The organism is Hymenobacter jeongseonensis, from assembly GCF_015694725.1.
In the GTDB taxonomy this organism is placed as follows: domain Bacteria; phylum Bacteroidota; class Bacteroidia; order Cytophagales; family Hymenobacteraceae; genus Hymenobacter; species Hymenobacter jeongseonensis.
Genome location: NZ_JADQDQ010000003.1, coordinates 427,283 through 439,139, shown reverse-complemented (window position 1 = coordinate 439,139; position 11,857 = coordinate 427,283). Strand labels below are relative to the sequence as shown.

Below are 11,857 nucleotides of genomic sequence, written 5' to 3'. Positions count from 1 at the left end.
GTATTGTACTGTAATTTCGTGCCTATGAATTATCCGCTTCGCAAAATTGCCGCCATTGATATTGGGTCCAATGCTGTTCGGTGCCAGATATCCGCGGTACTTTATTACGAAGGACGCTACCGGCTCAAACGCGTTGAATACGTGCGTTTTCCCATGCGTTTGGGCGAAGACGTATTCGCTTCCGGCGAAATTTCACCGGCCAAGGAGGAAAAATTCGTCAAGTTTCTGCATTCGCTGAAGCTGCTCATGGAGGTGCACGAGGTTTGCCATTACCTCGTGTGCGCCACCTCGGCCATGCGCTCGGCTTCCAATGGCGCGGCCATCGCGGCGCGCGTCCAAGCAGAGCTGGGCATGGAAATCAAGGTGATTGACGGTCAGGACGAAGCCTTCTACATCAACCGCGTCATTGAGCACCTGCTGGAAGACAACAAGCACTACCTGCACATTGACGTGGGCGGCGGCAGCACCGAGTTCAACATCTACCACGACCGCCGCAAAGTGGCCGCGCAGTCGTTCGAAATTGGCTCCATCCGCCGCATGCAGCAAGAAGAAAGCGGCGACGCCAGCACCGAAGCCCAGGCCGACCTGTGGGCCCGCATGGAAGCCTGGGTGCGCGAAAACGCCCGCAAGCACCACGTCACCCGCGCCATTGGCACGGGCGGTAACATCAACAAAATCTACAGCCTCTCCCCTGCGGCGCCCAACAAGCCCATCACCAAGCGCAGCATCGACAGCATCCTCACGCGCCTCTCTGGCCTCACCATGGAGCAGCGCGTAAACGTGGCCATGCTCAACCCCGACCGGGCCGACGTCATCGTGCCTGCGGGCCACATCTACCTTTCGGCCATGGAATGGGGCGGCATCAGCAGCATGATAGTGCCCGATATCGGCTTGAAAGACGGCATGCTACAGTCGCTTTTCGAAGACTTCTTCGACGATTTAAACTCCGACCCTAAATCGGGCCATCCGGAGCACCTCCCCGTGCCAGATATGCAAAACCATCCCGCCGAAATGGAGTAGCCCATCCCATTAAAACCAAAGAGCCCGTTGCTGCTGCAACGGGCTCTTTGGTTTTAACCGCATTTCCATCCAGCGGATTGGCCGGTTCTACGCAGAGCACAAAAGCTAAACCCGCGCAGCATCGGCGCTCACACTTTCCTCGTCGATGTGGCCCACGGGCGTGGCATCGTCTTCGCAAATCTCTTCCGGCTCGCCTTCTCCAAAAGCATCATCGGCACCGGCATCGTTGGCTTCGCTGGCAGCCAGGGCTGCTGCTTCTTCTGCAACAACCAGCGCCGTGGCCACGTCAACGCGGCGCTGGGCCTGCACGTCGAGCAACGCCAACAAGCCCTCGGGCGAAGCAGTAGCCAGCTGCGCCTCATCGCGTTTGAAGAAGTCGCGGTGCACATTCACCACGGGTTCGCCCGGGGCCGGCTGCTGCCGGATGTACGCGCCGTCTTCGCGCATTACGTAGCTATTTTGATTATCCATCATATTCATCATCAGAATATTAATAGCCTCTCGTTTAAGCTGAGGATTAACAATCAGGAACAATGCTTCAATACGCCGGTCAAAAGACCGTACCATGATATCGGCCGAGCCCGCGTACACCCGTGCCTCGCCGCCGTGGTGGAAATAAAACAGGCGCGTGTGCTCCAGGTACTCGCCCACAATGCTGCGCACCTCAATGTTTTCGCTTAAGCCCGGGCGGCCCGGCCGCAGGCAGCAGATGCCGCGCACTATAAATCGGATGGGCACGCCGGCCTTCGCCGCTTTGTAAAACTCATCGATGATTTCCTTGTCTTCGAGCGAATTCATCTTCATCACAATGCCACTCGGCTGGCCCTTCTTGGCGTGCTTCACCTCCTCGCGGATGAGGTGAATGAGCTGCTGTCGCATGTCCTTCGGCGCCGTGATGAGGTACTCGTAATCGTCGGGTTGCGAGTGCCCGGTGATGACGTTGAAGAATTCCGACACGTCGTGGCCGTACACGTCGTTGGTCGTGAGCAGGCTCACGTCGGTGTACAGGCGCGAGGTTTGCTCATTGTAGTTGCCCGAGCCGATGTGCACGTAGCGCGTCACCTTCTCCCCTTCCTTGCGGATAATCATCAGGAGCTTGGTATGCGTCTTGTACTTGCTCACCCCGTAAATCACAAAGCAGCCGGCCTTTTCTAGGCGGGCGCCTTCACGGATGTTTTTCTCCTCATCAAACCGGGCCTTCACCTCGAACAGCACCGAAACGTGCTTGCCGTTCTCGGCCGCCTTGAGCAGCGCAGCCGATACGCGCGAGTCGTCGGCCAGCCGGTAAATGGTTTGCTTGATGCCCAGTACGTGCGGGTCCACGGCGGCCTGCTCCAGCAGCCGCACCATGGGCTCGATGCTGTTGTAGGGATGGTGCAGGAGCACGTCGTGGTGCTTGAGGTATTCGAACATGTTCTCCTCCGCGCCTTCCGGCAGACTGAGCGGGGCCACAGTTGAGGGGAGCTTGGGCGTTTTGCCCCGGAAAGCAGGGTGCTTCACAATCTGCCACAGGCCCTTCAGGTCAATCAGCGAATTGATAACAAAGACGTTACCGTTGTCGATGTTCCAACGTTCGCGCAGCACGTTCATGAGTACCGGCGAGGCGTTGGGCTCCACTTCCACGCGCACCACGCGGCCGCGCTTGCGGGTTTTCAGTCCGACTTGGATTTCCTTGATAAAGTCATTATCGATGTCGTCCGACTCCTCCAGGGTAAAGTCGCCGTTGCGGGTGATGCGAAACAGGTTGGCGGCCACTATTTCGACGTTGCGAAACAGCCGCGGCAGAAACTCGCGCACCACCTCTTCAATGGGCACGAAAATGACCTTGTCCTTGCGGGTGAGTTCGAAGAATCGAGTCAGGTTTTGGGGAATCTGCACGAACGTGAGCCGCTCCTGGCCTTTCTCGGCTTCGCCGTCTAACCCCACCGCTAGGCCGTTGCCAATGCGCGTCACGACACCGAAGATGAGCATCTGGTTCATCATCAGCGGGAAGCCGTGGTAGGCGTCGTACACCATCGGCGTCAGCAGCGGAAACACGGTGTTCTTGAAATAGCCGTCGGCCTTCTTCACCTCCAGCTCCGTCAGGTCCGACATCTTGAGGATGTTGAAGCCATTTTTTTCAAAATTGGGCTTCAGTTCGTTCAGATACGTCAGGCTTTGGTCGTTCACGAACCGGTGCGCAAAATCCAGCAGCTTCCGCCGAAACGGCAGCTCCCGCAGACCCGAGTAGTCAATCCGCTCCTTCCCGTAGTCGAGGTAGTTATACAACGACCCAACCCGAATCATGAAAAACTCGTCCAGGTTGGAACTGGTGATGGCCAGAAACTTGAGCTTATCGAAGATGCTGCGACTGGGGTCCTGCACTTGGTCGAGCACCCGGTAGTTAAAGCGCAGCCAGCTCAGGTCGCGGCTGATGTACTTGCTTTTGCGAATGAGGTCGGCAGACTTGAAGAGCTTCATAGTGGAGGAGAAAGACAGGGCAAAATACGGGGAAACGGCCCTGTTCAGGCTATTTTACTTGGAAATAATGGCGGTGGCCTCAATTTCAACCAGCAACCGCGGGTCAATCAGGGCCTTAACTTCAACCATCGTCGTTGCCGGCCGGATATCACCAAACACCTCGCCGTGGGCCCGCCCTACGGCTTCCCATTGCGTGATATCGGTGACATACATGCGCGTGCGCACCACATCTTCAAACGATGCTCCGGCCTCAGTTAGTGCCAGACCAATTTTTTCAAGAATGCGCCGGGTTTGGGTGTATACGTCAGCTCCCGTTACCGCGTCGCCATCCTGCGCGGTGGTGCCGGCCACTTCCACCACATTGCCCACGCGCACAGCCCGCGAATACCCCACGATGGGTTCCCAAGGCGCGCCAGAAGAAATTAGTTGTCGCATGTGTGAATGGTGGAATCAGGTGAAAAAGAAAAGGCCCGCTTTGCAGCGGGCCTTTCTACAAGCTTGACGCTTACACGTCTAGTTTCGCATACTTGGCGTTTCGTTCGATAAAGTCGCGGCGGGGCGCTACTTCGTCGCCCATCAGCATCGAGAACAGGTGGTCGGCCTCAGCGGCCGATTCTACCGTTACCTGCTTCAGGGTGCGGGTCATGGGCTGCATAGTGGTGGTCCAGAGTTGCTCGGCGTTCATCTCGCCAAGACCCTTGTAGCGCTGCACGTTCACCGTTTCAGGCTTGCCGCGGCCGAGGTCTTCCTGGGCCTGGCTGCGTTCCTCCTCGGTCCAGCAATACCGCTCCTCCTTGCCACGCTTCACGAGGTACAACGGCGGCAGAGCAATGTAGATGAAGCCCCGGTCCACCAATTCGCGCATGTAGCGGAAGAAGAAAGTCAGAATAAGGGTCCGGATGTGTGAGCCGTCAATGTCGGCGTCGGTCATGATGATGACCTTGTGGTAGCGCAGCTTGCTGAAGTTCAACGGGCCCGATTCCGTACCGTCGTCATCCGTGGTAAAGGCCAATGATTTCCGCTCGTTGAAGCTCACGCCCAACGCGGTAATCATGTTCCGAATTTCCTCATTCTCCAGGATGCGGTGCTCCTGAGCCTTCTCCACGTTCAGGATTTTACCGCGCAACGGCATAATGGCCTGAAACGCCCGGTTACGGCCCTGCTTGGCCGTGCCACCAGCCGAGTCACCTTCGACGAGGTACAATTCGCAGATTTCGGGGTCCGACTCCGAGCAGTCGGCCAGCTTCCCAGGCAGGCTATTCGACGACAGCACGCCCTTGCGCTGCACCATGTCCTTAGCCTTACGGGCAGCGATGCGGGCCTTAGCGGCCAGAATCACCTTTTCCATAATGCGGTTGGCCTGGTTGGGGTTCTCGTCCAGGTACTGGGTCAGAATCTCGCCCACTACCGAGTTCACGGCGCCGCTTACTTCGGAGTTGCCGAGTTTGGTCTTGGTCTGGCCTTCAAACTGCGGCTCCATCACCTTTACCGAGATAACGGCTGTGAGGCCTTCGCGGAAGTCGTCGCCGGTGATTTCAACTTTGGCTTTTTCGAACAGCTTGTTTTTATCGCCGTAGGTCTTGAGCACCCGCGTCACCGCCGAGCGGAAGCCCGCCACGTGCGTGCCACCTTCAATGGTGTTGATGTTATTGACGTAAGAATAGACGTTTTCCTGGTACGAGGTATTGTACTGCAAGGCCACTTCCACGGGCGTACCGCCCTTCTCACTCTCCACGTAAATGGGCTCCGAGAGCAGCGAAGGGCGCTGCTCGCCGTCGAGGTACTGCACGAAGTCGCGCAGGCCACCAGTCGAGTAAAACTCTTCGCCGCGGAAGCTCCCGTCCGCGAGCTTCTCGCGGAGGTCAGTCAGGGTGATGCGGATGCCCTTATTCAGGTACGACAAGTCGCGCAGGCGGCCGGCCACGGTATCGTAGCGGTACTCGGTTTCGGTGAAGATGCTGGCGTCGGGCAAGAACTGCACTTCCGTGCCGTGCTCCTCGGTGTCGCCTACTTCCTTCACAGGGTATTGTGGGAAGCCGATTTTGTACTCCTGCTCGTACTTGTGGCCGTTGCGCCGCACGGTCACTTTCAGGTCGGTGCTCAGCGCGTTCACGCAGCTCACGCCCACGCCGTGCAGGCCACCGGAAACCTTGTAGGAGCCTTTGTCAAACTTTCCACCGGCGTGCAACACGGTGAGTACCACTTCCAGGGCCGACTTGCCTTCTTTGGCGTGCCAGTCCACGGGAATGCCGCGGCCGTTGTCGCGGACGGTGATGGAGTTGTTTTCGTTGATGGTGACGTTAATCAGGTCGCAATGGCCGGCGAGGGCTTCGTCAATCGAGTTATCGACTACCTCCCACACCAAGTGGTGCAGGCCTTTCATGCCAGTGTCGCCGATGTACATGCTGGGCCGCTTGCGCACGGCCTCCAAACCTTCCAGTACTTGAATGCTGTCGGCGGAATAGTCCGACTGCGCCATTTTCTCTTTCGTTTCGCTCATGTGGGCGGGATTAAATCAGGTCGTAAAACAGCCCTTCGGGTTGCTAGGTACTGAACAATCAAAAGTACTTATTTAATCCCATTTTCGGGAATTTTTGCGGTTTTTATCCTTGGAATTTTTCATTCTGCCGATTCCGATTCGTTTGATAAAAGACTTGAATTTGAGACAAAAAATCCACCTACAAAAAAAGACCGTTCTCAGATAAGAACGGCCTTTTTTTAACTTAAGAAGTGGTTCGTATCTATTCAATCACCAGCTTTTTGGTTGCAATGCCGGCGTCGGTTCTAATCTGCAAGGTGTACAAACCGGCTTTCTGGCCGCTTAAATCCAAGTTTACCTGCCGGGAACCGATAGCCGTTGCATTCAACGCCTGCACCCGCACCTGACGGCCCAACGCGTCAACAACGGATAGTTGGGCATTGCCTTTCAGCACGGAGCCCAAACTTACCTGAAACACCCCCGAATGACTCGGGTTCGGGTAGGCGCTCAGGGCACCCTGCAAGGCAGCATTGCGCGTAGCGCTCAGCACATTGGAAGCTTTGTAGATGCCCCCACTTCCATCTTCCGTAGTGGCAGCACCAGCGTACCCAACCACGCTACTTGCACCAGAACCCGCAATCACATCCAAGGCCAGGAAAGGCTGGCCCGTGCTGAGGTTCACCCAATTGATACCATCTGTGCTGTAAGAAGAGCCGAAATCTTCCGCCACCGACGTGGCCGATTCCGGAAACCGGGTACCCACGCTGTAGTAGCGGCCATCTACGGCGTCAATGTCATACCAGAAGAAGCTACCCGTGGCGGTGTTGATGGGTGTAATGGGCGACCAAGTGGCCCCACCGTCGGCGGTGCGAATAACGTTGACCGAAGTGAGTTCCCCATTGTCGGCCGACAGGTTGTAGGCAATGCCGTTCAGGTCGTCTTTGAACGCCAAACGGTTGATGCTGCCCAGCAGCGTGGTTGGGGTGCTCACCGACCACGTCTGGCCGCGGTCGGTGGATTTGAGAACCCGTGCCGGGCTATTCACATCTTCAGGAGTGGCCGTGCCCGCCCAAATGGTATTGCCCCGCGCAAAAAACGAGCGCACCAGCCCGAACTCGTCGGGCAGCGGCACGGGGCTGTTGGCTTGGGAGTTTCGCTTCCAGGTAACGCCGCCGTCGGTGGTGCGCAGAATTTCGAAGTAGCCGGTGTTAGCAGTGGGGTCGCCTAAAGCCACGCCATCGTTGGCATCGAACATGTGCACGAAATTGCAGAACCCTCCTTGGGCGCTCGCGAACTGTGTGGCCGTGGTTACTTTGGTCCAGCTTACGCCGCCGTTGGTGGTGCGCAGAATTTCGCCGCCCGCTTCGCCCGGGGGATACGTGGCCGCTACAGCCACCAAAGCCGAATTGCCAACTGCCGAAATATTGGCCGTTTCAAAGCCTGCCGACCCATTGGCCGCGCTGACGGCCCCAAATCGAAACTCGTCTCCGGCGGCGTTTTTGGTCACAAAAAACGCATTCGGACGCCCATCTTCATCTGCGCCTTCGGCCACCGCCCACGCGATGTTAGACGAAACCGTTTTGAGGTCCCTAATCAAATATCCCGGCGAAAAAGATTCGAAGTTATTGACATTAACCTCAACCCAGGGGCCAGGATTAGGATTTGTCTGAGCATAGCTACCGCCAGCAAAACCGAGTAGCCCCAGGAAAAGTAGTGCTTTTTTCATGACCAAAAGTGGGTTTTAGCGAATAAATAAGGAAGAAGGGAAGCCGGCGGGAAAAGCGCGAACAATTACCAGCCACGCTCCAATTACGGAGTATATCCGACTTCAAGGTAAGAAATCTGGTTCACTACCGAACATTTCCATCAACCAAGAAAGGGCGTTGCACTTTGAATGGCGGTTGCGTTGTTCAGTGCCTAGTAATGCATTTTGCAGGACGATTCTCATAATGATGACGGTAGAAAACCAATTGCGGCAAAAAAATAAAAAGCCGTTTCCTGTGAGGAAACGGCTTTTTAAGTGGCCCCGTTTGGATTCGAACCAAAGACCGACTACTTAGAAGGTAGTTGCTCTATCCAGCTGAGCTACGGGGTCGAAAACGGGGCAATCAAATGTCGGGGTGGCAGGATTCGAACCTACGACCTCCTGGTCCCAAACCAGGCGCGATACCGGGCTACGCTACACCCCGAGAAAAAAATAATGCTGGGTCTTGGCAACTACCTATTGGGTGGAGCCCCAACGGGAAGCTTTCGCAACCCAACATTATAGTGGAGAGGGGGGGATTCGAACCCCCGGTAACCTTTAGAGCTACGGCAGTTTAGCAAACTACTGGTTTCAGCCACTCACCCACCTCTCCAGGTTGGTTTCGCTTCCGTCCGAAGCGGGTGCAAATATACGGGCAGAACTCAGAAAGCCACACTTTGAGCAAAAAATTTATCTTTGAGAACGAAATAAGCTGAGCAACCGGCGCCCCGGTGGGTTCTTTGCATTTCGCTTTCTTCTTGTTCTGCAATTGATAACCTGGGCTTACCCTAATTTTTTCGCCGTCGGACTAACGCTGGCCCTGGCCCTGCTTTTATTGGTGGGGCACTGGCGCCGAAGCAGCCAGCTGGGCCGGGCGCTGGGCAGCCGGCCCCGGCACCGGGGCTGGAAAGCGGTGTTGAGGGTGCTAACCGGAGCAACGCTTTTGGCAGCGGCCCTGGGCCCGGCCTTGGGGGTGAGCCAGCAGCCGGTGCGCACGGCGGGCAAAGACGTGTGGCTATTGGTGGATGTGTCGCGCTCTATGGATGCCCCCGATGTGGCGCCTACCCGGCTGCTACGCGCGCAGGCCGAGCTGCAGGAACTGGTGGCCCAGTTCCCGGCCGACCGACTCGGGCTGGTGGTTTTTGGCGCGGAAGCGGTGGTGCAGTGCCCGCTTACGTATGACCAAGAAGCCGTAAAGGTTTTCATCAGCACCCTGCGAAGCAGCCTTTTGCCAAGTGGGCCCACTACTTTGCGGGCGCCCTTGGAGTTAGTCTTGAGCCGATTGACACCTGCGCCGGTTGCTCTCCCTCAATCTACATCAGCACCGCTGCCGCGGGCTACCGCGCTGGTGGTGGTGAGTGACGGTGAGGATTTTGGCGAAAATCTGGAGCAACCGCTGCGGGAATTGGCCCGTAGTGGGGCCCGGGTGTACACCGTGGGTGTGGGAACAACAGAAGGGGCCAAAATCCCGAATGCAAGCGGTGGCTTCGTGAAAGATGCCCGTGGGCAATTGGTAAAAAGCCGTTTGCAAGAAGCGCCATTGCTGCAGTTGGCCGCGCAAACAGGCGGGCAGTATGTGGAGTTAAATAACCAGCAAAACGGCTTTGGACCGCTGTTGCGGTCGTTGCGCACCATGCAAGGCACGGCCGAACAGGTGCGCACTGTGGCCGTGGCCGACAACCGCTACCGCTACCCATTGGCAGCTGCCCTGCTTCTACTGGCGCTTGATATTACGCTGACCGTCACCGTCATTCGCCCATGAAATACCTTGTATTGCTGGTACTTGGCCTTGGCATGCCCACGTGGAAGCTTTTAACTTGGGTGCACGACCGGAATACGGCTGTGGCCGATGGCACTGCGGCCTACGGGCGGGGGAATGCTGCCCGCGCGGCCGCTGCATTTAGCGCTGCATTGGCAGCCAAAGCCCGCCGCACGCCCGACCCACGCTTGGTGCTCAACCTAGCACATGCGCAAACCCGGGCTGGGCAGCTCTCCCTGGCCCAATCTACCTATGCGCGGTTGATAACGGGGAGCCCGGCAGGGCTAAGTAGCGTGGCCCGCCAACAACTAGCCGTGCAGGCGGCTCAAAAAGGTGAAATAGCCCAGGCCTTGACCTTATTACGGCAAGCGCTGCTTCTTGACCCCAAGAATGGAGGCGCCCGGTACGATTACGAAGTGCTCAGCGAGTATCTGGCCAAAAAACCCAACACTCCCAAAATTTCGGCGCCCCAGCCTGAATCAAAAGCCGATAGCCCCAAGCCTTCGCCCGAGAAAAATGGAGCCGAGCAAAATCAACCTGCTGAAAAAGCCGGCACCAACCGCAAAGGGGAAATAAACATTCCGACGCCCACGCCACCTAATTCCAAAGCGGCACCTAAGCGTCAGGCTGACCCAACCGGCCAACCTGACAATCAACAGCCTAATGGTGGAATCGGCAACCGCACTCCCGGTGGGCGCGTGCCTGGCCCCGGCTCGGCGCAACCCGTAGCCAGCGGCAGCACGCCGGGCACCCAACGCGGGCTGGACCGCAGCAGCACTGCCGGGAATAGCAACAGCGGCGCAAGCAACCGCCTCGGTACGGATGCGGCCACGGCAGGTGATGCACAGCTACAAACCCAGCGCGAGCGGCTGAAGGCCATGAACCTAAGCCCAGCCCAAGCACGCCAGCTGCTGGAGACGCTGCGCGCGCAAGAGCAACAGTACCTGCAGCAGCTCACGCGACCCGCCGCGCAGAAACCGAACCCCAACAAGCCTACCTGGTGATTTGGCTTTTCGCACTGAAGACATTAGGCCGCCAACTAAAGGTTGCGAACGTCCGTTAGGCTCGCTACTGTTTCGGGGGTTGTAAATCCGTACTTTTGCGGCCTGATTGAACCTCCCACCCAACACTTTTAACATACCCCGTATGCAAACCAAGGAAGTTGTCATTATATCTGCCGTTCGCACGCCGATTGGCTCATTTGGCGGAGCACTCGCGTCGCTGTCGGCTATCGAGTTGGGCGCCATAGCCTTGAAAGGTGCGCTGGAGAAAGCCGGCGTGGCCGCCTCGGAAGTTGAGCAGGTGATTATGGGCAACGTGATTTCGGCCAACCTGGGCCAAGCCCCGGCCCGCCAGGCTGCCAAAAAAGCCGGCTTGCCCGATACCGTGGAGTGCACCACGGTGAACAAAGTGTGTGCTTCGGGCTCGAAGGCCATCATGTTTGCTTCCCAGGCCATCATGCTGGGGCAGGCCGATGTGATTTTGGCCGGCGGCATGGAAAGCATGAGCAACGTGCCGTACTACCTCGACAAAGCCCGTTTTGGCGCTAAGTATGGCCACGGCCAGATGATTGACGGCCTCGTGCGCGACGGCCTCTGGGACCCCTACCACGACTACGCCATGGGCAATGCCGCCGAGAACACTGCCAAGGAAATGGGCATCACCCGCGAGCAGCAGGACGCTTTTGCCATCGAGAGCTACACCCGCAGCGCCGCGGCCGCCAAGGCCGGCAAAAAGAAAGACGAAATTGTGCCGGTGACCATCGAAAGCCGCGGCAAAACCACGGTGATTGAGGACGACGAGGAGTACCTCAAAGTGGATTTCACCAAAGTGCCCGGCCTGAAGCCCGCCTTCATCAAAGAAGGTGGCACCGTGACGGCTGCCAACGCCTCAACCTTGAACGACGGCGCCGCCGCCGTGCTGCTGATGAGCCGCGAGAAAGCTGACGCGCTGGGCCTCACCCCCATCGGCCGCATTCTGGGCTTCGCCGATGCCGAGCAGGCGCCGGAGTGGTTCACCACTTCGCCCGCGCTGGCCATTCCGAAGGCCCTGAAGCACGCCGGCAAGACGGCCGCTGATGTGGATTTTTACGAAATCAACGAAGCTTTCTCGGTGGTTAGCTTGGCTAATAACAAGCTGCTGAACCTGGAAGGCACCAAGGTGAATGCCTACGGCGGCGCCGTCAGCCTCGGCCACCCGCTGGGCGCTTCCGGGGCGCGCATCGTGACCACCCTGATGAACGTGTTGAAAAATGAAGGCGGCAAAATTGGTGTCACCGGCATTTGCAACGGCGGCGGCGGCGCCAGCGCCATTGTGGTGGAGCGGTTCTAGTTTTCCGCTGGTTAGCAACAAAAAAAGCCCTGTCGAATATCGGCGGGGCTTTTTTTGGCTCGAA

General features: G+C 57.6%; 8 protein-coding genes and 3 tRNA genes. 4 read left to right on the top strand and 7 right to left on the bottom strand.

The genetic code is table 11. The annotated features are described in order from the left end of the window. The first annotated feature begins 24 nt into the window (after positions 1 to 24). The gene (locus tag I2I05_RS08855; RefSeq protein WP_196281873.1) at positions 25 to 1,020 is read left to right on the top strand and encodes a Ppx/GppA phosphatase family protein; all 996 of its coding nucleotides are present in this window, start codon (positions 25 to 27) and stop codon (positions 1,018 to 1,020) included. A gap of 105 nt (positions 1,021 to 1,125) precedes the next feature. Here the strand turns inward: I2I05_RS08855 and ppk1 are convergent, their stop codons facing one another. The 7 genes from ppk1 to I2I05_RS08820 form a co-directional block, all read right to left on the bottom strand. Beyond that, a complete protein-coding gene (gene ppk1, locus I2I05_RS08850) occupies positions 1,126 to 3,480 on the bottom strand; it encodes a polyphosphate kinase 1 (protein ID WP_230688228.1) in 2,355 nt (784 codons plus the stop codon). Between the two features lie 54 nt (positions 3,481 to 3,534). After that, on the bottom strand, positions 3,535 to 3,915 hold the full coding sequence (locus I2I05_RS08845; RefSeq protein ID WP_196281872.1) for a RidA family protein: 381 nt from the start codon (positions 3,913 to 3,915) through the stop codon (positions 3,535 to 3,537). Positions 3,916 to 3,985: 70 nt separating this feature from the next. Continuing rightward, positions 3,986 to 5,980, bottom strand: coding sequence for a DNA topoisomerase (ATP-hydrolyzing) subunit B (gyrB, locus tag I2I05_RS08840; protein ID WP_196281871.1), 1,995 nt, complete (start codon positions 5,978 to 5,980; stop codon positions 3,986 to 3,988). 241 nt (positions 5,981 to 6,221) lie between these two features. Next, positions 6,222 to 7,556 (bottom strand): T9SS type A sorting domain-containing protein, encoded by a 1,335-nt coding sequence (locus I2I05_RS08835; protein WP_196281870.1) that lies wholly within the window; start codon positions 7,554 to 7,556, stop codon positions 6,222 to 6,224. A 424-nt stretch (positions 7,557 to 7,980) separates the two neighbouring features. Then, positions 7,981 to 8,054 (bottom strand) — tRNA-Arg (locus tag I2I05_RS08830). 20 nt (positions 8,055 to 8,074) lie between these two features. Then, positions 8,075 to 8,148: transfer RNA gene (locus I2I05_RS08825), tRNA-Pro, on the bottom strand. An 80-nt stretch (positions 8,149 to 8,228) separates the two neighbouring features. After that, positions 8,229 to 8,316: transfer RNA gene (locus I2I05_RS08820), tRNA-Ser, on the bottom strand. 156 nt (positions 8,317 to 8,472) lie between these two features. On the opposite strand from I2I05_RS08820, the gene I2I05_RS08815 reads away from it, so the two are divergent. The 3 genes from I2I05_RS08815 (at position 8,473) to I2I05_RS08805 (ending at position 11,793) form a co-directional block, all read left to right on the top strand. Next, positions 8,473 to 9,465, top strand: a complete 993-nt coding sequence (locus tag I2I05_RS08815; protein ID WP_196281869.1) for a VWA domain-containing protein — start codon at positions 8,473 to 8,475, stop codon at positions 9,463 to 9,465. Further along, positions 9,462 to 10,466, top strand: coding sequence for a hypothetical protein (locus tag I2I05_RS08810; protein WP_196281868.1), 1,005 nt, complete (start codon positions 9,462 to 9,464; stop codon positions 10,464 to 10,466). Before I2I05_RS08815 ends, I2I05_RS08810 begins: the two co-directional genes overlap by 4 nt. 142 nt (positions 10,467 to 10,608) lie before the next feature. After that, a complete protein-coding gene (locus I2I05_RS08805) occupies positions 10,609 to 11,793 on the top strand; it encodes an acetyl-CoA C-acyltransferase (protein ID WP_196281867.1) in 1,185 nt (394 codons plus the stop codon). Positions 11,794 to 11,857: the final 64 nt, after the last annotated feature.

Coding starts and splice junctions, on each gene's coding strand:
- gyrB (WP_196281871.1), bottom strand. CDS start 5,980: ATGAGCGAAACGAAAGAGAAAATGGCGCAGTCGGACTATTCCGCCGAC.
- I2I05_RS08810 (WP_196281868.1), top strand. CDS start 9,462: ATGAAATACCTTGTATTGCTGGTACTTGGCCTTGGCATGCCCACGTGG.
- I2I05_RS08805 (WP_196281867.1), top strand. CDS start 10,609: ATGCAAACCAAGGAAGTTGTCATTATATCTGCCGTTCGCACGCCGATT.
- ppk1 (WP_230688228.1), bottom strand. CDS start 3,480: ATGAAGCTCTTCAAGTCTGCCGACCTCATTCGCAAAAGCAAGTACATC.
- I2I05_RS08845 (WP_196281872.1), bottom strand. CDS start 3,915: ATGCGACAACTAATTTCTTCTGGCGCGCCTTGGGAACCCATCGTGGGG.
- I2I05_RS08855 (WP_196281873.1), top strand. CDS start 25: ATGAATTATCCGCTTCGCAAAATTGCCGCCATTGATATTGGGTCCAAT.